This is a genomic window from Bacillus sp. DX4.1, from assembly GCF_030348195.1.
Taxonomy (GTDB): domain Bacteria; phylum Bacillota; class Bacilli; order Bacillales; family Bacillaceae_G; genus Bacillus_A.
Genome location: NZ_JAUCFT010000008.1, coordinates 506,375 through 531,875 on the forward strand (window position 1 = coordinate 506,375; position 25,501 = coordinate 531,875).

General features: G+C 36.6%; 23 protein-coding genes, 2 pseudogenes and 1 other annotated feature. Of the genes and pseudogenes, 20 read left to right on the top strand and 5 right to left on the bottom strand.

Annotation, left to right across the window (positions count from 1 at the left end):
* Positions 1-27 precede the first annotated feature (27 nt).
* From QUF99_RS05915 to QUF99_RS05955, 9 genes and pseudogenes are all read left to right on the top strand, one after another.
* Positions 28-840, top strand: coding sequence for a MetQ/NlpA family ABC transporter substrate-binding protein (locus QUF99_RS05915; RefSeq protein ID WP_289369020.1), 813 nt, complete (start codon positions 28-30; stop codon positions 838-840).
* A 12-nt stretch (positions 841-852) separates the two neighbouring features.
* Positions 853-1,893 carry a methionine ABC transporter ATP-binding protein gene (locus QUF99_RS05920; RefSeq protein WP_289369021.1) on the top strand — a complete coding sequence of 347 codons (1,041 nt, stop codon included), beginning with the start codon at positions 853-855 and terminating at the stop codon, positions 1,891-1,893.
* Entirely contained in the window at positions 1,868-2,536 is a 669-nt protein-coding gene (locus tag QUF99_RS05925) for a methionine ABC transporter permease (protein WP_289369022.1), read from the top strand. The genes QUF99_RS05920 and QUF99_RS05925 overlap by 26 nt, the downstream gene beginning before the upstream one ends.
* Before the next feature lie 88 nt (positions 2,537-2,624).
* Complete coding sequence (locus QUF99_RS05930) at positions 2,625-2,996, top strand: DnaJ family domain-containing protein (RefSeq protein ID WP_289369024.1); 372 nt, start codon at positions 2,625-2,627, stop codon at positions 2,994-2,996.
* Positions 2,997-3,006: 10 nt separating this feature from the next.
* Positions 3,007-3,334: pseudogene (locus tag QUF99_RS05935) on the top strand (thioredoxin domain-containing protein).
* Between the two features lie 205 nt (positions 3,335-3,539).
* Positions 3,540-3,767: a hypothetical protein gene (locus QUF99_RS05940; RefSeq protein WP_289369025.1), complete on the top strand. Its 228-nt coding sequence runs from the start codon at positions 3,540-3,542 to the stop codon at positions 3,765-3,767.
* A gap of 179 nt (positions 3,768-3,946) precedes the next feature.
* The gene (locus QUF99_RS05945; RefSeq protein ID WP_289369026.1) at positions 3,947-4,087 is read left to right on the top strand and encodes a histidine kinase; all 141 of its coding nucleotides are present in this window, start codon (positions 3,947-3,949) and stop codon (positions 4,085-4,087) included.
* 82 nt (positions 4,088-4,169) lie between these two features.
* A complete protein-coding gene (locus QUF99_RS05950) occupies positions 4,170-4,751 on the top strand; it encodes a TetR/AcrR family transcriptional regulator (protein WP_286123400.1) in 582 nt (193 codons plus the stop codon).
* 60 nt (positions 4,752-4,811) lie between these two features.
* Positions 4,812-6,026 (top strand): MFS transporter, encoded by a 1,215-nt coding sequence (locus QUF99_RS05955; RefSeq protein ID WP_289374579.1) that lies wholly within the window; start codon positions 4,812-4,814, stop codon positions 6,024-6,026.
* 263 nt (positions 6,027-6,289) lie between these two features.
* On the opposite strand, the gene QUF99_RS05960 is transcribed toward QUF99_RS05955, so the two are convergent.
* Together QUF99_RS05960 and QUF99_RS05965 are read right to left on the bottom strand one after the other, a co-directional pair.
* The gene (locus QUF99_RS05960) at positions 6,290-7,573 is read right to left on the bottom strand and encodes an MFS transporter (protein WP_289369027.1); all 1,284 of its coding nucleotides are present in this window, start codon (positions 7,571-7,573) and stop codon (positions 6,290-6,292) included.
* A gap of 107 nt (positions 7,574-7,680) precedes the next feature.
* The gene (locus QUF99_RS05965; protein ID WP_289369029.1) at positions 7,681-8,994 is read right to left on the bottom strand and encodes an alkaline phosphatase family protein; all 1,314 of its coding nucleotides are present in this window, start codon (positions 8,992-8,994) and stop codon (positions 7,681-7,683) included.
* A 346-nt stretch (positions 8,995-9,340) separates the two neighbouring features.
* Between QUF99_RS05965 and QUF99_RS05970 the strand changes: the two genes are divergently transcribed.
* Together QUF99_RS05970 and proS are read left to right on the top strand one after the other, a co-directional pair.
* Positions 9,341-9,625 (top strand): YesK-like family protein, encoded by a 285-nt coding sequence (locus QUF99_RS05970; protein ID WP_289369030.1) that lies wholly within the window; start codon positions 9,341-9,343, stop codon positions 9,623-9,625.
* A 102-nt stretch (positions 9,626-9,727) separates the two neighbouring features.
* Positions 9,728-9,935 (top strand) — a binding site (T-box leader).
* Between the two features lie 42 nt (positions 9,936-9,977).
* On the top strand, positions 9,978-11,408 hold the full coding sequence (proS, locus tag QUF99_RS05975; protein WP_289369031.1) for a proline--tRNA ligase: 1,431 nt from the start codon (positions 9,978-9,980) through the stop codon (positions 11,406-11,408).
* A gap of 57 nt (positions 11,409-11,465) precedes the next feature.
* On the opposite strand, the pseudogene QUF99_RS05980 reads toward proS, so the two are convergent.
* Positions 11,466-11,617 (bottom strand): annotated as a pseudogene (locus tag QUF99_RS05980) (sortase domain-containing protein); the annotation flags it as partial.
* Between the two features lie 285 nt (positions 11,618-11,902).
* Here QUF99_RS05980 and QUF99_RS05985 point away from each other — a divergent pair.
* The 8 genes from QUF99_RS05985 to QUF99_RS06020 all read left to right on the top strand — a co-directional run bounded on the left by QUF99_RS05985 (position 11,903) and on the right by QUF99_RS06020 (position 21,675).
* Positions 11,903-14,986 carry an SH3 domain-containing protein gene (locus QUF99_RS05985; protein WP_289369032.1) on the top strand — a complete coding sequence of 1,028 codons (3,084 nt, stop codon included), beginning with the start codon at positions 11,903-11,905 and terminating at the stop codon, positions 14,984-14,986.
* A gap of 85 nt (positions 14,987-15,071) precedes the next feature.
* A complete protein-coding gene (locus tag QUF99_RS05990) occupies positions 15,072-15,950 on the top strand; it encodes an ROK family protein (RefSeq protein WP_289369034.1) in 879 nt (292 codons plus the stop codon).
* 128 nt (positions 15,951-16,078) lie between these two features.
* Positions 16,079-16,675 carry a TerD family protein gene (locus tag QUF99_RS05995; protein ID WP_289369035.1) on the top strand — a complete coding sequence of 199 codons (597 nt, stop codon included), beginning with the start codon at positions 16,079-16,081 and terminating at the stop codon, positions 16,673-16,675.
* Between the two features lie 25 nt (positions 16,676-16,700).
* The gene (locus QUF99_RS06000) at positions 16,701-17,285 is read left to right on the top strand and encodes a TerD family protein (protein WP_289369036.1); all 585 of its coding nucleotides are present in this window, start codon (positions 16,701-16,703) and stop codon (positions 17,283-17,285) included.
* 83 nt (positions 17,286-17,368) lie between these two features.
* On the top strand, positions 17,369-17,947 hold the full coding sequence (locus QUF99_RS06005) for a TerD family protein (protein WP_289369037.1): 579 nt from the start codon (positions 17,369-17,371) through the stop codon (positions 17,945-17,947).
* A gap of 71 nt (positions 17,948-18,018) precedes the next feature.
* Positions 18,019-18,810 carry a TerC family protein gene (locus tag QUF99_RS06010; protein WP_289369038.1) on the top strand — a complete coding sequence of 264 codons (792 nt, stop codon included), beginning with the start codon at positions 18,019-18,021 and terminating at the stop codon, positions 18,808-18,810.
* A gap of 129 nt (positions 18,811-18,939) precedes the next feature.
* Positions 18,940-20,571 (top strand): YceG family protein, encoded by a 1,632-nt coding sequence (locus QUF99_RS06015; protein ID WP_289369039.1) that lies wholly within the window; start codon positions 18,940-18,942, stop codon positions 20,569-20,571.
* Between the two features lie 18 nt (positions 20,572-20,589).
* Positions 20,590-21,675 (top strand): toxic anion resistance protein, encoded by a 1,086-nt coding sequence (locus QUF99_RS06020; RefSeq protein WP_289369040.1) that lies wholly within the window; start codon positions 20,590-20,592, stop codon positions 21,673-21,675.
* A gap of 38 nt (positions 21,676-21,713) precedes the next feature.
* On the opposite strand, the gene QUF99_RS06025 is transcribed toward QUF99_RS06020, so the two are convergent.
* Together QUF99_RS06025 and QUF99_RS06030 are read right to left on the bottom strand one after the other, a co-directional pair.
* On the bottom strand, positions 21,714-24,380 hold the full coding sequence (locus QUF99_RS06025; RefSeq protein WP_289369041.1) for a cation-translocating P-type ATPase: 2,667 nt from the start codon (positions 24,378-24,380) through the stop codon (positions 21,714-21,716).
* A 193-nt stretch (positions 24,381-24,573) separates the two neighbouring features.
* Complete coding sequence (locus tag QUF99_RS06030) at positions 24,574-24,798, bottom strand: DUF1128 domain-containing protein (protein WP_289369042.1); 225 nt, start codon at positions 24,796-24,798, stop codon at positions 24,574-24,576.
* A 170-nt stretch (positions 24,799-24,968) separates the two neighbouring features.
* On the opposite strand from QUF99_RS06030, the gene QUF99_RS06035 reads away from it, so the two are divergent.
* Entirely contained in the window at positions 24,969-25,433 is a 465-nt protein-coding gene (locus tag QUF99_RS06035; RefSeq protein ID WP_289369043.1) for a low molecular weight protein-tyrosine-phosphatase, read from the top strand.
* The last annotated feature ends 68 nt before the right edge of the window (positions 25,434-25,501 follow it).

Below are 25,501 nucleotides of genomic sequence, written 5' to 3' on the forward strand. Positions count from 1 at the left end.
AAGAGAGAGATTGAGGAGGAATTGTATATGAAGAAGTTATTGTTAAGTATTGCAAGTGGAGCGGTATTACTATTAGGAGCATGTAGTGCCGATGCTGGGAGGGAAGCAAAAGCGCTGGATGAGAAGAAACTCATAGTCGGCGTAACGGGCGGACCGCATGAACAAATTTTTGAGAAGGTAAAAGAAGTAACGGCGAAAGATGGTTTGCAATTGGAATTAAAGGTGTTCAACGATTATGTAATGCCGAATGTATCGTTAGATGAAAAAGAAATTGATGTGAATAGTTTTCAAACGAAGACCTATTTCGATGACTTTAAAAAAGAACGAAAGATGAAATTAACAGCGGCGTTCTCGACTGTAACATTTCCAATGGGCGTATATTCCAAAGAAATTAAAGATGTAAAGGATTTAAAAGACGGAGATGCAATTGCGGTACCAAATGATCCAACAAATGAATTGCGTGCATTGAAATTGTTTGAAAAAGCAGGTGTCTTAAAAGTTGATCCAAAAGCAACAGAAAAAGCAACTGCAAAAGATGTGATTGAAAATCCAAAGAACTTAAAAATTGTTGAATTAGAAGCATCACAATTACCAACGCAGCTAAATGAAGTAAAAGCAGCGGCCATTAATACGAACTTTGCATTAGGTGCAAAACTAAATCCAGCGAAAGATTCTATTTTCCGAGAAGGAAAAGATTCACCGTATGTGAACTGGGTTGTTGTTCGTACGGAAAATAAAGACGATGCAGCTGTGAAAAAATTAAAGAAAGCTTATCAATCTAAAGAAGTGAAAGAGTTTATTGAGAAAAAATTCGATGGTTCTGTATTGCCGTCCTGGTAGGAGCTGATTACGATGATTGAATTGAAAAATGTATCCAAAATATTTACAACAAAAAAAGGAAAAGTCGAAGCTCTAAAACCAACTTCTCTAAAGGTGGAAAAAGGAGAAATATTCGGTATTATCGGTTACAGTGGTGCTGGTAAAAGTACATTAATCCGCTGTGTGAATGTATTAGAAAAACCGACTACAGGTCATGTAAATATAAACGGAAGTGATTTAACAACCTTATCTACAAAAGAGTTAGCAAAGGCAAGACAAAAAATCGGGATGATTTTTCAAGGATTTAATTTATTAAAAACAGTAACTGTGTATGAAAATATTGCCTTGCCTTTACGGCTTACGGGGATTTCGAAAACAGAAATTGAAAATAGGGTAGAAAAATATTTACGCATCGTCGGTCTTTTTGATCGAAAAGATGCCTATCCAAGTGAGCTTTCTGGTGGTCAAAAACAACGTGTTGCGATCGCACGTGCATTATCACATGAACCAGAAGTGTTGTTAAGTGATGAGGCGACAAGTGCGCTAGATCCCGAGACAACAGAGTCTATTTTAGATTTATTATTAGAGATCAATGAAAAAATAGGAATTACCATTTTATTGATTACACATGAAATGAATGTGATTCAGCGTATATGTGATCGCGTTGCTGTGATGGAGCATGGGGCAGTTGTAGAGAGTGGTACAGTAAAGGAGGTCTTTACAAATCCGCAACATGCAACGACGAAAAAATTTGTAAACAGTGCTTTTGCAGCCAAAATTCCAGCGGCATTACAATCGGAGCTAAAGGATACGGGTGAAATTGTGACACTCTCCTTCATCGGGAACTCTTCTGGTGAACCGGCACTTGCAGTAGCAACAAAACGATTCCAAGTGTATCCCAATATTTTATCTGGTAATATTACGCAGCTAAAACACGAGGCATATGGAAAGTTAATTGTTCATATGCAGGGAGAAAAAAGTGAAGTGCACCGAGCACTAGTGTTTTTACAGGAACAAGGAATCATCGTAGAAGGAGGCAGAGAAGAACATGGAAAGCAAATCCTTTTTGGCTGAATGGGGTACAATCATTTGGGAGGCAACCATTCAAACATTCCAAATGACATCTATCTCACTGCTCATATCTATCATTATTGCTTTACCGATTGGCGTAACGCTTGTCTTAACAAGACCAGGTGGTCAGCATGAGAATAAACTTGTATATCCTATTTTAAATACGATTATTAATATTATTCGATCTGTGCCATTTATTATTCTATTATTCTTTATTTTGCCATTTACAAAGCTCATCATGGGAACAACAATTGGAGTAAAAGGTGTAATTGTGCCGCTTGTTGTATTTACTGCTCCTTACATCGCACGTTTAATGGAAACAGCATTATTAGAAGTAGATCGTGGTGTGATTGAAGCATATCAAGCAATGGGAGTTTCCACTATAAAAATTATTTGGCACGTAATGGTTAGGGAGTCCCGTCCATCTCTTGTGCTCGGCTTGACAATTGCGACGATTGGATTAATTGGTGCAACAGCTATGGCTGGACTAGTAGGGGCTGGTGGACTTGGAGATTTAGCATATCGTTTTGGGCATTTACGATATGAGCCAGAAGTAATGTATGCAACAGTTTTTATTTTAATTATTCTTGTTCAAGGCCTGCAATCTTTTGGTAACGGGATTGCTAGGAAATTAAAAAAAGATTAATAGAAATGCGGTGTCTCTATCATAAGAGACACCGCATTTTAAATTTTCATGTAAAATAATAGTAAAAATAGGTAAAGGAGGGAATGACATGGATATTTTCTTGAGCCCTGCTGAGGAACGAATTCGTCAGGCAATAAATAATGGTGATTTTGATGATCTTCCTGGAAAAGGAAAACCGCTGCAACTAGAAGATCTTTCAATGGTACCCCCAGATCTTAGAATGAGCTACAAAATTTTGAAAAACGCTGGAATGATCCCAGCAGAGATGGAATTGCAAAAGGATATATTGAAAATAGAGGATCTAATCGCTTGTTGTTACGATGAAACGGAACGAGCAAAATTAAAAGAAGAGTTAACTGCAAAATCTCTTCGTTTTCAGCAGCTAATGGAAAAGCGGAAAATAAAAGGAACATCGTCTTTTCGTATGTATCAAGACCGATTGTTCCGTAAACTACGTTAAGAGGGACTGTATGAAAAAATTTCAGACGAAAGAAGAATTAGTGGCATATATTGAAGAAAAACAGTTGCTATTCTTATTTATCCCGCATTAATGGGCAGTAAAATCCCCACTGATTAAAGTTTCACTTTATAAAAACAGAAAACTGTGGTGTTTGTGATGTGAGGCTAGAGAAGGTGAGCGGTTTGCTGGAACAATATCAAGATGTGGAAGATATTGTCGTTTCATTGCAGGATATGAAAGAAATTTCAGCGAAGTATTTAGTATTTACAGCACCAATGGTCTTATTATTTTATGAAGGCAAAGAGATATTACGTGAATCACGTTTTATCCTGCATTAACGGGCAGTAAAACCCCCATCTCAAATTTCTGCAGAAAGCCAAGAAGTTAGGTGGGGGATAAACTGCCCATAAAAGCCCGATTGGTTAGGGCTAATAATCAGTGGGAGATGAAGAAAACCCCCACTGATTAAAGTTTCACTTTATTTCGTTAGAGAAGATAGATCGAAAGCTACAACTATTTCAATAGTGGAAGGAGGCGTTTTACATGGGAATTGCAATAGGTGCGTTGTTCATTTTTATTGTAATCGGAATGATTGCAAAAGAAGTCAGATCTAGTAAGCGTAAGCAAAAATTATATAAATCAGATACGGGCGATAGCTCGGCTACGACTTCTACACCGTTTTTCTTTGCGGGATCTGATAGTTCAAATGACTGCGGTAGCTCTTTTGGTGGAGACAGCGGTTCTTCTGGCGGCGATGGTGGCGGAGATTAATGTGTGATACGCTCTTTCAGGACGTATTTCTTTTTTAAACAAACGTTTGATTAGTAGACTTCAAACCGCATGGAATAAGCTAAACAAACGTTTGTTTAATATATTTCAAGTAGTAGACAATTATTTATGTAGTGTATATTATATAATACAGAAAAAACAATACTATAGGAGCAATGGGAATGGAAAAGAAACCAAAAGTAAAAAACAAAGGAAAAATGGCTCTATTTTTATTAGCAGCAGGAGCGGTAGTTATCGGTAAATTCGCATTCAAAGTGGGCATCATTCATACAATCCGTATGTGGTTTGAAAATATATTTTGACAGATTGGAATAGGGCCTCTTGTAATAGAGGTTCTATATTTGTTAATATTAGACTGAACGGTCGGTTTAGTGAGGTGTGCAAATGAGAAAAAGTGCAGAAGAAATAAAAAAAGAAATTGCTTATCAAGCAGAAGTGTTATTTTCACAAAAAGGCTATGCTGCAACATCTATGGAAGATATTTGTGAAATTACAGAGCGTAGTAAGGGCAGTATTTATTATCACTTTAAAAGTAAAGAAGAATTGTTCCTATTTGTGGTAAAACAACATACGTACGATTGGCTTGAAAAGTGGACAGAAAAAGAAAAGCAATATCGTACGAGTACCGAAAAATTATATGGTCTTGCTGAGTATCATGTAGAAGATACGCAACACCCTATATTTAGCGCGGTTGAAGAGTTTGTAACGAGTCAAGTTGTAAGCAAAGATATTATGGATGAAATGATAGCATTGACAAGAGAATCGTATCGTGTGTTTGAAACGTTAATTGAAGAAGGAATGGCATCAGGAGAATTCCGTCAAGATGATGTACGGGATCTTATGTATATCGTAAATGGTTTATTATCTGGCCTTGGTGTTCTTTACTACGAAGTAGATTCTACAGAAATGAAACGAATTTATAAAAAAGCAATTGATGTATTGTTACAAGGAATGGCAGCTGAATAATCAGCAGCTTTTCTTCTATATTAAAATAGACTGAACGGTCGGTTTAGAAAGTGGGGAGATATAATGAGAGATTTATTTAAAAATCGAGCATTTATGCTTGTTATGATTTCTGATATTTTACAGCAGTTTGCAATTTGGATTCGGAATATGGCACTTTTGTATTTTGTGATGGAACAAACAAATAATGATCCTGTTTCTGTTTCATTATTATCTGTTATGGAATATGCGCCAATTTTTATCTTTTCCTTTATCGGCGGAGCACTAGCAGATCGTTGGAACCCGAAGCGAACGATGGTGGCTGGAGATATGTTAAGTATGTTATCTATCGTTGGGATTGTCTTATTATTAAAAGTTGACTATTGGGAAGCTATATTTTTTATAACGTTTGTTTCAGCGGTCGTCGGCCAATTTTCACAACCTTCATCATCGCGTGTGTTTAAGCGTCATGTAGAAGAGAAACAAGTTGCAACCGCTATTGCAATGAGTCAAAGTTTACAGTCAATATTCCTTATTTTTGGGCCAGTTGTAGGGACAATTGTTTATACTCAGCTTGGACTTTTTGTTTCACTATATAGTTTAATTGGTTTATTTATGTTATCTGCTATCTGTCTTTCATTTTTGCCAAAGTGGATGGAAAAAGAAAAAACTGCACGCGTTTCATTATGGAATGATATAAAAGAAGGATGGAAATATGTTCTTCAAACAAAAAATCTATTGATGATTGCGATTGCTTTTTCTATTATTGGTTTAGCAGTTGGGTTAACACAACCACTAGAAGCGTTTCTTGTTATTGAGCGATTAGGGATGGAAAAGGAAGCTGTGCAATATTTAACAGCTGCTGATGGAATGGGTATGTTAATCGGAGGCGTGGTGGCAGCAGTATTTGCTTCGAAAGTAAATCCAAAAAAAATGTTTGTATTTGGTATGACAGTCTTGGCCATTTCGTTTCTTGTTGAGGGCCTATCTACATCGTTTTGGCTCACTAGTATGATGCGATTTGGAACAGGGATTTGTTTAGCATGCGTTAATATTGTTGTTGGAACGCTTATGATTCAAATGGTACCAGAAAATATGGTGGGGCGTGTAAATGGTACCATTTTACCGTTATTCATGGGTACCATGTTAATTGGAACCTCTTTAGCCGGAGGATTGAAGGAACTGACATCACTCATTGTTGTATTTTGTATAGCGATGCTTTTCATTGTACTTGCAATTTTACCAATATTACGAATGAACATGGGAGAAAAGCATGAGGCCGTGGTAAAGACGCTCTAAAATCTAATTTTAGCAGTACTTCAACAGAAGTCCTCTTCGTCAAGCCGTCAAGCGTGTGCAGGGAGTGGCCCGCTGGCAGGGAAGGGGATGAATGAGGGCCTTACTGCCTGTTAATGCGGGATAAATACAATCCGAGTTGAGCGCTTGCGTTCCGTTTAGCTGAAGTGTTAGGCACAATCGTTGATAAGTTGTTTCTATCTAAATATATAGAAGATGAAAATATAAAAAATGCCCCATTCATATAGAATGGGACATTTTTTATATTATAACGTTTCTGACTTTGGGGCAGGTGGTGTAACGGAAGCTACGTCTTCTGGTACGCGTGTTAATATAAATCCACCGATAATAAATAAAATGATAATGCTTAGTACACCAACATTTGTTTTCCCTGTTAGTTGAGTTGTTACACCCACTAGAACAGGACCCATAATAGCTGCAAATTTACCAAAGATATTGTAAAAACCGAAGAATTCATTAGCAGATTCTTTCGGTACAAGCTTCGCAAAATAAGAGCGACTTAATGCTTGAATACCACCTTGAGAAGTTGCGACAAGCATTGCTAAAATCCAAAAATCGAGTGTTGTTTTTAAAAAATAAGCGTATGCACAAATAATGATATAAATCATGATACCGATATATAACATTTTCTTTCCTTTGAATGTTTCAGACAGTTTCCCGTACAATAAGGCAAATGGACAAGCAACGATCTGCGTTACAAATAAAATGATAAGTAAGTTTGTCGCGCTTATACCAAGGTCCGTTCCATAAGCCGTGGACATTGTGATGATTGTATCGACACCATCAATATAGAAGAAGTAAGCAAGGAGAAATAAAAATACAGTTCGGTATTGACGGATGTTCTTAAATGTATGAGCTAAACGCTTAAAGCTCATTTTAATTGGTTTTGGATGACGTTCAATATAATGCATTTGTTCTACATTTTTGAGCATTGGAATCGTAAATAGTCCCCACCAAAGTGCTGTGATGGCAAATGAAATTTGACTTGCAATGCCGACAGATAATGGGATGGTTCCTTTTTGTGCCATAATAATAAGAGCGATGCAACCGATAAATGGTATCGTACTTCCAATATACCCTAATGCAAAGCCTCGTGTTGAAATACGATCCATTCTGTCTTCTGTTGTAACATCAACTAAAAATGCATCATAGAAAATATTTGCTCCGGCAAATCCAACTAAAGCAAGCATATAGCACCCTAGCAATAAGTACCACTGTGATGTTGGGACGACTGATAACATCGTTGTAAATATAATACCAAGTGCAAAAAAGAATGTGAAAAATCGTTTTTTAAACCCTTTATAATCGGCAATTGTACCAAGAATTGGGGCAAGAATAGAAATTAAAAGTGTAGAGAAAGAATTAGCATATCCCCAAAAAGCTGTTGAAGTTGCTCCAGCAATTCCAGCCTCTTTTGCGGCTGCTTTGAAATAAATCGGAAATAGTGCAGTTGTAATGACGAGCGAATATACCGAGTTTGCCCAGTCATACAATATCCAGCTCTTTTCTTGTCTGGACATTTTTTTCATATCACGTTCCTCCTCAAATTTGTTCTAACATTAGTGTACAAAATAAAAATCATAAAAAGAGAAGCAGAGGTAAGTTTTACGTAACTTTTACATATGTACATATTTCTTTACAATTGAAGTAAACCCTCTATCACAGTTCCATCTGTTTCACCAAGGTGTAATCCAAGCAATCGTGCAATGGTAGGTCCTTCGTCAATGAGACGCATATAGGGAATAACTGCTCCTGGGCGAATGCCTTTCCCAGCAGCCATAAAAATAGTTGCATAGTTTGGTTTTGTTGGAGAATAACCATGTGTCCCAAACGTATATTTTTTGCTAGAATCAACATCTTTTTTCGTGATTTCTTTTATCAAGTCTCCTGTATGGTTTTCTACAAAGTAATAGCCTTCTCTTGCTTCGAGCATAAAGAGACAATGGCCATCAGCTCCGCGTTCTTTTGCCTCTTCATCATGTAGTATAAATTCAATTCCGTTTTTCTTATCTTGGAGAAGTTCTTCAAGAAGCAGTTGCACAGCTTGAATGGTTTCAATATCATTTTTATCTTTTACATACACGTAAGCTGAACCATCACAGCTTTGGCAATATGCTTTCCAATCTGTTAATTTTCCTTTTGGATTAACGAAAATCAGTCCTTTTTGATGAAAAAGAACATTTAACTGAATGGCTTTATTCTCACTTAAAGCACTATGATCACCGAGGGCAATAATTGTACTTTCTTCGTATATATCACTATCTTTCAATGCTTGAATAATCTTTCCTAGTCTTTCGTCATGACGATGAATAGCGGCTGTCGTTTCGTCCGAAGAAAATCCATAATAATGCCGCTGTGTATCTAAATCTGTAAAGTGAACAAACATGACGTTAGGTTTTTTTGTTTGAATGGTATGTACAGCAGAAGCGAGAACGAAATCATCAAGCTCAGGCTGTGACAATCCATTTCTAATATGGCCAAAACGACGATTTAAATCTAGTTGATACCATGGACTTCCGCTAAATAATGAAACGAGAACTTGATTTTGCCACGGTCTGTTTGGAAAAATTTCTGGTAAGTTGTAGTCGATTTTTGCCCTACCTGTAACAGGCCATAGAAGTGCCGCAGTTGTTAATTTTGCTTTGCTTGCTTCGTCATATAAGGTGGTTCCTTTAATAGAACGGCGATACCAATGCCAATCAGGGGATTCCCTTCCAGGCTGCAGTAATGTATTACTTACAACACCATGTTTGACAGGGTAATTACCAGTTACAATGGTGGCGTGGCTTGGATAGGTAACGGAAGGATAAATCCCTTCTACTTTTCGGACAAGGGCGCCTCGCTCTATTAAAGAACGAAAATGAGGAAGTTTTTGTAGTATAGGAAAATCTAAAGCTGATAAACAGTCAAAAGATAAAATAATCACATGTTCCGTTAACGATTTGTCCATAGAATATACCTCCCATTTATATAGATACAAATTAAAAAAACGACATAAACTCCTTCTTTTTAGGTGGGAGAGAGCATCCGGCCATGCATAGAAGCGGTCAGATCCTTTTCCTGCTATGCCAAGTGAAAACAAAGAGAGAAAACGAGTACAGGTCACCTTTTGTTATCCATAGCCGCGGCTTATATGTCGAAAAATCAAAATGGAGTAATATATATAAAAGGTATTAATATATATTACTATTAATACCTGGTTATAAAAACTTGTTTTTGAAAAAAGTTTATTATTTATTTTTCGAATTTTCCAACATATAATAAGTATAAGGAAATGAATGGAAGGATGGAATATGATGAATGGATTTGAAACATTTTTTATTATTGGTGCTGTAACGATTCTTATTGTGTTTACTGTTTCTTTTTTATTAAAGAAACAATTTCCACATAGAAGATTTGATATTACATTTGCACTTATTTTAATGCTCCTCTGTTTTGTTTTCTTCCCCGTTACAGTTTTTGCGATTGGTGGCTGGGATGGAATGGGGTATGCGATTGCGTGTTTCTTTGTCTTATTAGGCACAATTATCGGTATGATTGCTCATCAATTTGTAAAACTGTTTCGGAATAAATACGTATAATTTCAGTATAAAACAGAAAAAAATGAAAAGAATATATAAATGAGGGAATTTTCTATTGTTTTAAAATAAATTTTATATTATGATATTTAACAAATTTATTTCGTTATAACGATGAAAAAGGATTAGTACATGTCACATCTTTTTGCAGAGAGAGAATCCGTTAGGCTGGGAGATTCTTAAAAGGCGATATGGAACCTACCTTTGCGTTCTGCATTTGCAGCGGGAATTTCCCGTTATCAAGAAGAGAGCATGTACAATTTATTTGTATATGAATCAGGGTGGTAACGCCGACAAAAGCTCGGTCCCTATTTGGGGACGCGGGCTTTTTTTATTTTCTAAAGGAGGCATAGATATGGCAAAAGAACAAGTAAAAGCGATTACAAAAATGGAAGAAGATTTTGCTCAGTGGTATACCGATATTGTAAAAAAAGCTGAGCTAGTTGATTATTCAAGTGTGAAAGGATGTATGATTTTACGTCCGTACGGATATGGATTATGGGAAAATATGCAGAAAGTGATGGATGAAAAGCTAAAAGAGTCTGGTCATGAAAATGTGTATATGCCAATGTTTATTCCAGAAAGTTTATTACAAAAAGAGAAAGATCATGTGGAAGGATTTGCACCGGAAGTAGCATGGGTCACACATGGAGGAGACGAGAAGTTAGCAGAACGTCTTTGTGTTCGTCCAACGTCAGAAACATTATTTTGCGAGCACTTTTCAAAAATTGTACAGTCTTATAATGATTTGCCGAAGTTATATAATCAATGGTGCTCAGTTGTCCGTTGGGAAAAAACGACAAGACCATTTCTTCGTACAACTGAATTTTTATGGCAAGAAGGTCATACGATTCATGAAACAGCAGAAGAGTCCCAGCGAGAAACACTGAATATTTTAAATCTATACGCTTCTTTCTGTGAAGATTATTTAGCAATTCCAGTTATTAAAGGACAAAAAACAGAGAAAGAAAAATTTGCAGGTGCAAAAGCAACGTATACGATTGAAAGTTTAATGCATGATGGAAAAGCGTTGCAAACAGGTACGTCCCATAACTTTGGTACAAATTTCTCTGAAGCATTTGATATTAAATTTTTGGATCGAAATGGGAAGTGGCAATATGCACACCAAACCTCTTGGGGGGTATCGACGAGAATGATCGGCGGACTTATTATGGTGCATGGAGATAATAACGGACTCGTTATGCCACCAAGAGTCGCGCCAGTACAAGTCATTATCGTACCAATTGCGCAGCATAAAGAAGGTGTGTTAGAAAAAGCAGCCGAGTTGCAAGGGCAAATTCAAAAAGTGGCCCGTGTAAAAATCGATGCAAGTAACAAAACACCGGGCTGGAAATTTAATGAGTACGAAATGAAAGGTGTACCAATTCGTTTAGAGGTTGGTCCAAAAGACATTGAAAGAAATCAGGTTGTGCTTGTAAGGCGGGATACGAAAGATAAAGAATTTGTATCAATGGATCAATTAGAAGAACGCATTACATCGTTACTTGATGAGATTCATCATTCTCTCTTACAAAAGGCAAAAGTATTTCGTGATGAAAACACATATAGCGTTACTACTTTTGAAGAAATGAAACAAGCTGCAGAGAAAAAGCAAGGCTTTATAAAAGCAATGTGGTGTGGCGAGCTTGCTTGTGAAGGAAAATTGAAAGAAGAGGCGGGCGTTTCATCGCGTTGTATGCCATTTGAACAAGAACAAGTAGCAGAGCACTGCGTGTGCTGCGGGAAAGAAGCAAAGCATATGGTGTATTGGGGGAAGGCTTATTAAACATTTCATGCACAAATAGTTAGCTTGTGCGGTTTGGAGATAATGTTTTTTCTTAATAAGCACCGCTTGGGTAATATATTGTTTTGGAGCGTTCCTGACATAATAAAATGGATAACAAGTTGTTATAGTTAAAGTTGGTTCATTTTTTTTACAATAACAGTACGATCATTTGCAGTCGTAATCCAAATTTTTTTTACTTGATATGTATAGAGGTTTTAAAATGGACCCTCATCTCGATTTGATAAAATTCGAGATGAGGGTCCATTTTACATACTGGTTCAAAAATATTTATCCCGCTATTCGCGGGATAGTAATACTCCCACCTCAAAGTTCTGCAAGAAGCAAAGAAGTTAGGTGGGGGGTAGTTTGTTTACAAAAGTTGAATAATTATATTTAGAAAATGAATGAAGGAGGATATGTTAAGATAAATAGTAGACTAATTTGTACTAAAGGAGGGTTGAAGGATATAACATCGTTTATATTCGGATAAGCATATGAAACAAACAACAAAACAAATCATAGCAGGTACATTTATAGCAACAGCAGCATCTTTTGTTTCCACTCATGCTTTTGCACAGGATGATAATTCAGCGACAGTAAATACAACAAATTTAAATATACGTCAACAACCTACAACACAAAGCCCAATTGTTGGGCATTTAAAGCAAGGGGAGACTGTAAAAGTTTTAGAGAAAGAAAAAGATTGGGCGAAAATTTCTCATGATGGGAAAGAAGGCTATGTTTCACTACAATTTTTAAAACTAGCAGGAACACAGACTCCAGTTGAAACGAACCAAGAACCAACCATTAATAGCGAACAAAAAGAAAATGGTATCGTTACAGCGACACGTTTAAATGTTCGGAATAGTCCTGTTTTAGGAAGTTCAATTCTTGGACATGTTACAAAAGGTGAAAAGGTAACAGTTTTAGGAAAAGCAAATGGTTGGGCAAAAGTTGAATATAAAGGAAAAGAAGGTTATATCTCGTTAGAGTTTGTGAAAATTAGTGAGAATGCGGAAGGATCAAAACCATCGGGATCAAAGCAACAACCAACTATTAATAGTGGTGCGCAAGAATCCGGAACAATTACCGCAACGAGTTTACGAGTGAGAAGTGAAGCGAATACAAGTAGCGCAATTCTAGGAAACTTAAAACAAGGTGAGAAAGTAACGATCTTAGGAAAAGCAAACGGCTGGGCGAAAATAAGCTATAAAGGAAAAGAAGGCCACATTTCGCTAGAGTTTGTGAAGATCGAAGCAGGAAACCAAGGAGAGAAACCTGGAGAAAATGTTACAGAGGAAAGTGGAACAATTACTGCAACAAGCTTACGAGTGAGAAGTGAAGCGAATACAAACAGCGCAATTCTAGGAAACTTAAAACAAGGTGAGAAAGTAACGATCTTAGGAAAAACAAACGGCTGGGCGAAAATAAGTTATAAAGGAAAAGAAGGCTACATTTCGCTAGAGTTTGTGAAGATCGAAGCAGGAAACCAAGGAGAGAAACCTGGAGAAAATGTTACAGAGGAAAGTGGAACAATTACCGCAACAAGCTTACGAGTGAGAAGTGAAGCGAATACAAGTAGTGCAATTCTAGGAAACTTAAAACAAGGTGAAAAAGTAACGATTTTAGGAAAAGCAAATGGCTGGGCGAAAATAAGCTATAAAGGAAAAGAAGGCTACATTTCGTTAGAGTTTGTGAAGATCGAAGCAGGAAACCAAGGAGAGAAACCTGGAGAAAATGTTACAGAGGAAAGTGGAACAATTACTGCAACGAGTTTACGAGTGAGAAGTGAAGCGAATACAAGCAGCGCAATTCTAGGAAACTTAAAACAAGGTGAGAAAGTAACGATTTTAGGAAAAACAAATGGCTGGGCGAAAATAAGCTATAAGGGAAAAGAAGGCTACATTTCGTTAGAGTTTGTGAAAATCGAAGCAGGAAACCAAGGAGAGAAACCTGGAGAAAATGTTACAGAGGAAAGTGGAACAATTACCGCAACAAGCTTACGAGTGAGAAGTGAAGCGAATACAAGTAGTGCAATTCTAGGAAACTTAAAACAAGGTGAAAAAGTAACGATTTTAGGAAAAGCAAACGGCTGGGCGAAAATAAGCTATAAAGGAAAAGAAGGCTACATTTCGTTAGAGTTTGTGAAGATTGGTAATGATTCTACAAATCCGACAAACCCTGGGGAAGTGACAGAAGAACGAGGAGTTGTAAATGCTTCGTTATTAAATGTTCGCAAAGGTCCATCTACCACAACGGCAACCATTGGTCATTTGAAAAATGGAGAAACTGTTACGATAATTGGCAAAGAGAATGGCTGGGCGAAAATTCGTTTTAATGGTGGTGAGGGCTATGTCTCATTACAATTTTTGAAAATAAAACAAGGCTCTTCGTCTTATGAAATTATTACTTCATCACAAAAGATTCAAAAATCGAATGAGGTAGAAGCTGAGCAAATTATGAACAATCTGAAAGAGGATGCTTATATTATGAGCGACGGTAAAGTTGTGAATATGAAGCAGGGATTTGTTCGTGCGAATGGTGTAATTAATATTTATGATATTGCGAATGGTAAGACCCTTACATATGTAAAAGGTGGGGCAGATTTGAAGTTTGTGAAAGTTGTAGGCAATCGTATCCATGTGAAAATCGATGGGTTAACTGGGTACGTGAATATGTATGATGTAACATTACATCCGACAATGACGGGTGCTGCAACATCATATTATTCAGCAAAAAATGGGAAATTATATCATTATGTATATAATCCTTCGACTGGAAAATATACAACGTATCAAATCGGTAATGCACCAAAACATTTAAAAGAAGGCGAACGTTATGAAGCGTTTGATAAAACACAAATCGGTGGACAAGATAGTTATCAATACTTTGAATATATGCCATTACGTGTAACTTCTTCATACACAGGAAAAGAAATAGATGATTTCTTACGTACAGTGCGTCCTGATAGTCCACTTATTGGATTGGGAAAATATTTTGTACAGGCAGCAGAAAAATATAAGATGAATGCAGGATACTTGTTATCTCATGCTATTTTAGAATCTGGATGGGGAACGAGTCATATTGCACAAGAAAAGAAAAACTTATTTGGATTTGGAGCGATAGACTCAGATCCATATAACGGAGCAGCTTCATTTAAAACATGGGAAGAAGGAATTGATTTCTGTGCAGCTTATATTGATAAGCACTATTTAGCGCCAAGCGGAAACACATATAATGGTGGAAATTTAGGTGATAAGTCTCAAGGTATGAATGTTATGTATGCAAGTGATGAAAACTGGGGACAACAGATTGCATCGCTTATGTATAGATTGGATGCAACGAATGGAAGTAAGGATTTAAATAAATACCGACTTGGAACATTAAAGGAAGGTTCAACAGTATACAAAAATTTAGCTGGTGATCAAAATGGTTCAGCTTCTCGTAATATAATGGTGGCTATTAAGCAAACAGTTCAAACGCCCTATGGTGCATATTATGAATTGGTTTCAGATGATACGGCATATAACAGTGTGTATGTAAAAGCTGGTTCTGTAAATCTTGCAAACTCTTATTAAAATAAAGTGAAGTTTTCATTAGCGGGGGCTTTACTGCCCGTTAATGTGGGATAACTCGATTCATACTGTTAGAAGGAGCGGCAGGATGAAAAAATACATTGCATTTGATGTTGGTGGTACACAGATTAAATATGGAATCGTTTCGGAAACAGGTATGTTATTGGAACATCAAGTTGTCTCAACAGAGGCTTCTTTAGGAGGCGAACAAATTGTTCACAAGCTAATTTGTTTGTCTCAAGAAGTAATGAAGCGGCATGCTATTTTTGGTGTTGGTATTAGTACAGCAGGAATTGTTGACATCAACAAGGGAATGATAACTGGCGGCGTGGATCATATTCCACGCTATGCTGGTATTCCGATTGTGAATAGGTTACAATACGCACTTAAAGTTCCTGTTACGATTGAAAATGATGTGAATTGTGCTGCACTCGGAGAAGTATGGCAAGGGGCAGGAAGACAGAAGAAAAATTTTATTATGCTTACACTTGGAACGGGAATTGGTGGAGCGATTGTTATTGATCATACATTATATCGAGGACATTCGTTTAGTGCTGGTGAATGGGGAAACATGTTAATAGAAGGAAAGCCATTTGAAGCAATCGCATCTATTTCAGGATTAATTCGTCTTGTGGAGAAATATAAGGGCGAAGGAAACTGGGATGGTAAAACAATTTTTCAGCTGTATGACGAGAATGATAAAGAAGTTGTGCAAGCTGTTGGAGTGTTCTTTAAATATTTAGCTATTGGGATTAGCAACCTTGCTTATATTTTCAATCCGCAAACGATTATTATTGGTGGAGGTATTACGGCAAGAGGTATAAAGTTTTTAGAAGAAGTGGAAGAAGGAGTGCAAAAGTATTTGCAGCCTGATTTTTATAGAAATTGCGAGATTACTCTTGCACACAATCGCAATCATGCTGGAATGATTGGTTCGATTTATCACTTCTTACACCAACATGAATAAATACAATGAATGTTTTCATATAATTGAAAATTTATTCTTTTTTTCAATCGACAAATAATGCTACAATATAGAAGAAGAATACAATATTTTCCCAGTAGGAAAATATCTTGAAGAAAGGAAGAAACTTCATGCCTATTATTTTAGAAAAAGGACAGAAGATTGATTTAACGAAAGGGCAACCAGGATTAATAAAATTACAGGTTGGCCTAGGATGGGATCCGATGGCACAGTCAGGTGGATTTTTATCTTCGTTACTTGGAAGCAAACCAAGCGTCGATTGTGATGCGTCTGTGGTTATGCTAGAAAATGATCGTTTTTTAAATAAGAATGATCTTGTTTATTTTGGAAATAAGCTATCTGCTTGTGGAAGCATTATTCATTCAGGTGATAATTTAACAGGTGAAGGTGCAGGCGATGACGAAACAGTGTTCGTAGAATTGCATAAAGTTCCAAGCCGTATTAATCGTTTAGTATTTGTTGTAAATATTTATGATTGTGTTAACCGTCGTCAAGATTTTGGCATGATTCAAAATGCGTATATTCGCATTCAAAATCCACAAACAGGTGAAGAATTAGCACGTTATAATTTATCAAACAATTACGCTGGAAAAACAACATTGGTTGCAGGAGAAATATACCGACAAGGAAATGATTGGAAGTTTTCTGCAGTTGGAGAAGGCACACAAGATAAAAATTTAAGCGAAATTGTATCGCGTTATCAATAATACTATTTTCAAGGAGGAATATTATATGGCAGCTATCTCGTTAAAAAAAGGACAAAAGGTAGACTTAACAAAAACAAACCCTGGTCTTTCTAAAGTTCTTGTTGGTCTTGGTTGGGATACAAACCGCTATGATGGACAACATGATTTCGATTTAGACGTTAGTATTTTCTTAGTAGGTGCAAACGGTAAAGTATCAGGTCAAGAAGATTTCGTTTTCTACAATAATCCAACAGGTGCAAATGGTTCGGTACAACATTTAGGAGATAACCGTACGGGCGATGGCGAAGGCGATGATGAAGCAATTAAAGTGGAATTAAATAATGTTCCTGCACATATTGAACGTATTTGCTTCACAATTACAATTTACGATGGAGAAGGTCGTAGCCAAAACTTCGGACAAGTATCTAACTCATTCGTACGTATTTTAGACGAAGAGAAAAATGCGGAGTTAATTCGTTACGATTTAGGAGAAGACTTCTCGATTGAAACTGCAGTTGTAGTCGGTGAATTATATCGTCATGCTGGTGACTGGAAATTCAATGCAATTGGAAGTGGATTCCAAGGCGGACTAGGTTCTTTATGTAACAACTTTGGTTTAGATGTTGAGTAATTAAGAAGAAACGTCCATCAGTGAAATTTTCATTTCGCTGATGGACACATTTTTACAAATCATAACATTAGAGGTGAATATACATGGTCATTCAATTGCAAAAAGGACAGAAAATTGATTTAGGCAAGACAAGCCCAGGTCTTACAAAAGCAGTTATCGGTCTTGGCTGGGATATTAAGGAATATGATGGTGGATCAGACTATGATTTAGATGCATCGGCCTTTTTATTAGATGCAAATGGTAAGTGTACGAAAGAAACAGACTTCATTTTCTATAACAACTTACAATCTCCTTGTGGATCGGTTTTACATACAGGTGACAACCGTACAGGTGAAGGGGACGGAGACGACGAGCAACTTGTTGTTGATTTAAGTAAAGTACCAGCGGATGTACACAAAATTGCAATTACAGTAACCATTTATGATGCAGAAGGCCGTAACCAAAACTTTGGACAGGTTGCCAATGCGTTTGCTCGTTTAGCAAACGAAGAGACAAATGAAGAGGTTCTCCGTTTCGATTTAGGGGAAGATTTCTCCATTGAAACAGCAGTTGTCTTTTGTGAATTATACCGTCATAATGGACAGTGGAAGTTCAACGCAGTAGGAAGTGGCTTCCAAGGTGGATTAGGTGCTCTTGTAAGAGCCTACGGCTTGGATGCATAAGAAGGGAACGAACTTCGTTTCCTTTTTTCGCCTTTCTATAAATCTAGCAAAGAATAGAGGTCAATGGTAGGATGAGTATTTTACAGGGAATTCTTGATACGTATGCCCAATTTTTTGATTTGGACATGTGGATTAGAGTATTGCAAGATCCTGTATCTTGGGGATTAATTGGTACACTTGTTGTGCTTGAAGGTTTATTATCTGCCGATAACGCACTTGTATTAGCTGTTATGGTAAAACATCTTCCAGAGAAAAAACGTAAAAAGGCATTATTTTATGGACTTATTGGTGCTTATGTTTTCCGCTTTATTGCGATTGGAATTGGGATGTTCTTAATCAAATTATGGTGGGTTAAAGTACTCGGAGCACTTTATCTTGCATGGCTATCAGTGAAGTACTTTATTGATAAGAGAAAAGGGAATAATGACGAGGAAGAGTCACATGAGATGAAGCAAGACAGTATTCTCTTTAGAATGTTTGGTGTTTTCTGGGGAACAGTTGTAATGGTTGAGTTAATGGATATTGCGTTCTCTGTAGATAGCGTTCTTGCAGCATTTGGTGTTTCCAATGAAGTTTGGATTCTACTATTAGGTGGAATGCTTGGTATTTTAATGATGCGTGGTATTGCAGGTGTATTCTTAAAATTACTAGAGCGTATTCCAGAGCTTGAAACGACAGCATATATTTTAATTCTAATTATTGCCACGAAAATGTTATTATCTGTATTCGGTATTGAAATTAGTCACATAGTTTTCTTTGTTATTTTAGTTATTGCATTTGCTGGTACATTTATTTTGCATTATATGCGAAATTCTGGACAAGCCCGTGAAGAGATTGCGGCTACTAAAAAAGAAGATAAATAATTGAAATGGGTGTGCTCGTTATACGAGCGCCCATTTTTTATAACCTAAAATCAAATGGGCAGTTTATAATAAAAGAGAAGGTCATTGGCCTTCAGAAAAAAAGTAAATGTTTTTTGGAGGTGAATTGTCGTGTTTTCGCGTTTTGCACTTCATCCACATGCACTAAAAGAAGAAGCAGATTTGAAACAATTTGAAATGATTTTAGAAAAACGGCCACATTATGAAATGGCAGAGAACAGTATGCAATTTAGTTATATTGCTTGTCGTATTCTTGGTGTTCCAAACGATGTAGATGAATATTTCAATGAACTTTTTGATTATAGTGAAGCAAAAGGAATTACTGTATTACATGAACAAAATTTAAATAAAGTGATTGATTCTGAGAAGCTTCAGCACATTCAAGAAATATTTACACTGCATCAAGAACAACCGAATGGTCTTACTGTAAACCGTCTTGTGGCACATTTGTCAGGAAAACAGTTATTACCGAAAGTAGAGAATCCTGATTTACAACATTATATCCATACAACCTTTATCTCTGTATTAAAATTGTATGAGAAGCAGCATAATCAATCATTAAAAACGGAAGGATTTCGTCGTTTTTTAATTGATATCATTAAATTAAGTGAGAACTACGTTGCAAAATGGTTTTCCACAATGAATTATAAGAAGCAAATGCCTCGCATCGTTTGGTACGGTGATGCAAAGGAAAGCCGTATATACTTCTTATATTTCCTTATTATGCTTGGTTGTGATGTTTTATATTATCATCCAGAAGGAAAAGATGGTTTTGAGAATGTTGATGAGGAAGAAAGAACATTCGTTATTTCTCATCCGGGCCATATTTCATTAGAGCCGTTTCCTGATAAACGACGTGAACGTGTTGCAACGGTAGCTTATCAAGCATCAAAAGAAATTGAACAAGTGCTTCATCATGATAATTCTCTATTGTACAAACCGTGGCAATTTCGTTCGTATACACCTGTTGCACGTACGTTAAAGACAACATATGATGAACTATTTTTAATTACGAAAGAAAAGGCATTTATTCGTCCGACATTCTTTGTCGAAAATAAACATATTTATATTCCATCTTTATTTGCAAAAGTGTCGGGTGTTTCAAAAAATGATAAAGAATATTTCCAACGCTTGAAGACAGTAACATCTTTTGATAACAGCTTGTTAATCAATACATTCCCATTTACAAAAGAACAAAAAGCAAACTTTCAATTTCATTATCGGGACGCATTAGACCGGGCTGGGAATCTTCATCCCGATCAGATTGTGAACAGTCATTGGTGGCCACATAAGCGTTTGCCTGAAGGGTTACAGCATGGAATTGCAGAAGCGATTATTCACACATGCGAAAGTGAACTTTGTAAGCCAGTTGGCAAGGAAACCAAGCAAGAGACAGCACTCTACGTATTTGCACAACTTTCGCAAATTCCACCAAAGATTTTAGAGCTACTAGAAAAATTTGATTACTCACAGGAAGTACCGAAAATCGTTGTATTTAACAATGAAAAGAGCGGTGAATTAACTCGTTCGGATGCGGTGGTATTACTATTTTTAAATCAAATTGGAATTGATGTTTTACATTTTAATCCGACAGGAAGAAATGATATTGAACCATATATTGAAGCAGGAGCATTTGATTCTCATTGGCTCGAAGAAGTAAGCTTTGATCTTGAATATCATGGTCCATCTTCATACAAAAATCTATCACAAACTATAAAAGGGCTATTCCGTCCGTTTTTATAAAGAAAGGAAGAATGACACATGAATAATAATCCAATCGTATTAGATCCAAAAACTGAATTAAATGAACAAACAGCTCAAGATGTTCGCTTGCAGCTTAGACAAGATACTGAAGTGCAACGTATTTATAATGGAGTAGATATTAAAGATCAATTAGAGTTAATTGAACTTGGAAAAGAACCTTCAATGGAGATTTCTCGTTTCGCAGATCAAATTTTACATACGATGTCTTTATCTAAGATAGAAGATTCTGGGGAGTTACTAAAGCAACTCGGTAAAATTATGGATAAATTTGATAGCAAAGATTTTGCGGAAGAAAAAAGTGGCTTTTTCTCTCGTATGTTTAAAAAAGCAGATAAAATGATTGAACAAATCTTTAGTAAGTATCAAACGATGGGCCGTGAAATGGATAAAGTATATGTGGAAATTACAAAATACCAAGATGAAATGAAGAAATCGATTGGTACGTTAGACGGTCTATATGAACAAAATTTAAAGTATTATTTAGACTTAGAGAAGTATGTCGTTGCAGGGGAAATGTTACTAGAGCGTCTGCAAACAGAACTAGTTCCAATGTATGAAGAACGAGTTCGTAACAACGATCAATTAGCAGGTATTGAATTAGAATCTCTGAGAAACTCTGTTGAAATTTTGGAGCAACGCATTGATGATTTAGAGAAAGCGCGTATGGTTGCTTTATTAACAGCACCACAAATTCGTATGATTCAACGTGGTAACAACAAATTAATCGGTAAAATTAATACGGCGTTTATTACGACAATCCCTATTTTTAAAAATGGTATCATTCAAGCGGTAAATGCAAAACGTCAAAAGCTTGTTGCAGACTCAATGGCGGAACTTGATCGTCGTACAAATGAGCTATTGAAGAAAAATGCCCAGAACATTGCAACACAAAGTGTAGAAGTAGCAAGATTATCTGGCTCTTCTAGCATTAAAATGGAAACACTTGAAGAGACATGGAATATTATTTCAAGGGGTATGCAAGAAACGCAGCAAATTGAAGAACAAAACAAACGTGAGCGTGAAGAAAGTCGTAAACGTATGGCTGATCTAACAGCGAATATAAAAAAAGAATTGCAAGGATAAGGTATGAAAAAGGCAATGAGGAGAATCCTCATTGCCTTTTAATTTTTCTTAAAGACTTTTACAATTTCGTTTACAACAAGTGGAATGATACTAAGCAATGCCACAAAAATCCAATCTTCTCCGGTTAAGGCGTGTACCCCAAATATATTGGCAAGCGCTGGAATAGAAATGATACAAATTTGCATCAGTACACCGATAAGGAAAGAAAAGACCAAATATTTATTTGTAAATAATCCAATTGAAAAGATTGATTTTGTAGTTGAGCGTAAGTTAAATGAGTGAACGAGTTGCGAAAAACTTAGTACGACAAACGCCATCGTTTGGGCATGTAGTAAAGCATCATCATCAATTTGAGATGGAAAGAGCGGGAAGATATCCGTATCCCCTGTATACAATTTTGCCCCAACGATAAAGGCTGTTAATGTAATAAGTCCAATTAAGATTCCGTTTAGAACAAGAAAAGGAATGCTGCCGCTAAATAAGCTTTCATTTGTACGACGAGGCTTTTCTTTCATTACGTCAGGATCTTCTCGATCAACGCCAAGCGATAATGCAGGCAGTGTATCTGTAATTAAATTGACCCATAAAATGTGAATCGGGCGAAGCGGTGTAGCCCAGCCGAGTAAAATGGCTAAAAATAGCGCAATGATTTCTCCAAGGTTACAAGAGAGTAAGAAAAGGATCGACTTTTTAATGTTGCGATAAATATTTCGTCCTTCCTCGACAGCTTTTACAATGGAGGAGAAGTTATCATCTGTTAGAACCATATCAGCTGCACCCTTGGCAACATCCGTTCCTGTAATCCCCATGGCAACGCCAATATCTGCTTGTTTTAAAGAGGGGGCATCGTTTACACCATCCCCTGTCATCGAAACAATATTTCCTTTTGTACGCAATGCCTTTACAATTTTCACTTTATGCTCAGGAGAAACGCGAGCAAAGACGTTTAAATGATTAATTTCGTTTGCTAGTTTTTCATCTGAAATACGATCTAATTCTGTTCCAATCATCACTTCTGATTTTTTTTCAGCAATGCCGAGTTCTTTTGCAATGGCAAAGGCAGTGTCTTTATGGTCTCCTGTAATCATAACCGTGCGAATCCCTGCTTTTTTACACTCTGTAATTGATGCTTGTACCTCTGTTCGAGGCGGATCAATCATACCAACAAGTCCAATAAAAACAAGATTTTCTTCGATGTGATCAAGGGTGATGTTTTGTGTATCATACTTTTTGAAAGCAAATGATAGCACTCGTAGGGCTTCTTGAGACATAGTATGAGCAGCTTGTAATATTTGTTGTTTATCTTCTTCAGTTAATGGTTGAATCGTATCATTGATAAAAATATGACTACAACGTGGTAAAAGTTTATCAATTGCTCCTTTTGTCATGCTGTAGCAGTTTTGATTGTATTGATGCAGTGTCGACATCATTTTGCGATCAGAGTCAAACGGTAATTCATTAACACGTCTATGTTCAAATTCGAGTGCATCCTTTTGAAGATGAAAGGCAGTTCCCGCAACAAGAAGAGCAATTTCTGTTGGATCACCGGTTTGTGATTCTGCCGTATAAGAAGCGTCGTTACATAAAATCATGTTTTCTAATAATAAGCGGTGCACATTATTATTTATGTTTAATTGTTCTAACTTATCGTATGTACCATCCCCATAAAAGTGGGTAACTGTCATTTTATTTTGTGTTAATGTACCAGTTTTATCTGAACAGATAATTGTAACAGATCCAAGTGCTTCGACGGCTGGAAGCTTACGAATGATGACGTTTTGTTTAATCATACGTTGCACACCAATCGCTAGAACGATAGATACGATAGCTGGTAATCCTTCTGGAATAGCTGCAACTGCTAAACTAATAGCGGTCATAAACATTTCTAATGTGTCCCGGCCTTGGAAAAATCCAATGAAGAACATAATGATACAAATACCAACAGCGACAAGACCTAAATACTTTCCGACTTGTGCTAAACTTTTTTGAAGAGGTGTTGCATCATCTTCTGCGTCATGTAAGAGCGTCGCGATTTTACCGATTTGTAATTTCATTCCGGTTTCAACAGCTACGCCAACACCGCGCCCATATGTAACGAGCGTTGACATAAATGCCATGTTTTTTTGATCGCCTAGTGGTATCTGCTCTTCATTTTGAAAAGACGGATGATACAGTGAATCTTTATCAACAGGAACGGATTCACCTGTTAAAGCAGACTCTTCAATTTTTAAGTTCGCTGTTTCGATGAGACGTAAGTCACAAGGGATATAACGTCCAGCATCAAGCATAACAATATCACCAGGGACAACATCTTCTGATGGGATTTCTTTTAATTCACCATCTCGTTTTACAATTGCCTTTGGTGTGGCCATCTTTTTTAATGCTTCTAAAGCTTGTTCGGCTTTCGATTCTTGAATGACACCGATTACAGCATTTAAGATAACAACAAGAGCGATAATACTAGCATCGGCCCATTCACCTACAAAGGCAGAAATGAGGGCGGCAATCAAAAGAACATAGACGAGAACGTCATTAACTTGGGCGAAAATACGTTGCCATAATGTTCGTTTTTGCTTCGTTGTTAGTTCATTTCGTCCATACTTTTTTAAACGACTTGAGACAATTTCTTCTGTCAAACCACGTTGTTCATTTGTTTCAAGTTCTCGTATTGTTTGATCTTTCGTCTTACTGTACCAATTGCTCATATTTAAGCACCTCCAGTAAATACAGTTGGCAATGGTAGTGTGGCAGTTACTTATGTGTAGTAAGTATCGGGATGTGAGGTCTATGGTGAGGTTCTATTTGTATTGTATCGTATTTAAAAATAGAAAGAAGAAAACGGAAGATTTGTCATGAATTTGTTGAAAATGAAAAAAGCCCCATATAGAGGGCTTTTCATTATTTTTTGATTAATGTACCTAATTCTTCTGTAATAGCCTGCATTTCGCTAATGCTAAATGTTTCACGCTTCATCACATGTTCAAAGATGTCTCGTAAATCTTCGTACATTTCTTCATTAAAGCTAGTAGCTCGCATTGCACCAGCGTTTACCATGCGTAATTTTTCTTTAATTGCTTCTACCATATATTCAACGTTTGCTTGCGACTTTACGGATAAATCCACGGATGTGTCCCCCTTTAGAATAACATAAGGCTATCTTAACATTTTTTATCATTTTCGTTAATGAAACTTTTCAATCATATTCAATTAGTAGGGATTTCCTTTATAATTAATATTTGGTTGTTTATACTATATGTATATATAAGAAATGTACACGAAGGGAAGAAACAAATATGGTTCAAGTATTATTTGTTTGTCTTGGAAACATTTGTCGTTCTCCAATGGCAGAAGCGATTTTTCGTGATCTTGTGAAGCGAGAGGGATTAGAAGATAAAATTCATATTGATTCAGCTGGAACAGGAGATTGGCATATCGGTCATCCACCTCATGAGGGAACACAAAAAATTTTAAAAGAAAATGAAGTCTCTTTTGAAGGAATTAAAGCACGTCAAGTAGAAAAAGAAGACTTAACAAAGTTTGATTATGTGATTGCCATGGACAACAAGAATATAGCGGATTTAGAAAGTTTAGGTCAAGGAGGAAGCTATATTGGGAGACTGTCCGATTTCGTTCCAGACGGTGACTGGACGGATGTTCCTGATCCTTATTTTACAGGGAACTTTCAAGAAGTATATAACCTTGTAACAGAAGGGTGTACAAAGTTGTTGACATTCATTTGTAATGAGCAAGGAATATGAGTGAGTTTAGAAAGAAATGCTTTCTAGTGCTTGTTCAAAAAGAAGGATAAAGGGAGCCAAGTAGTTCG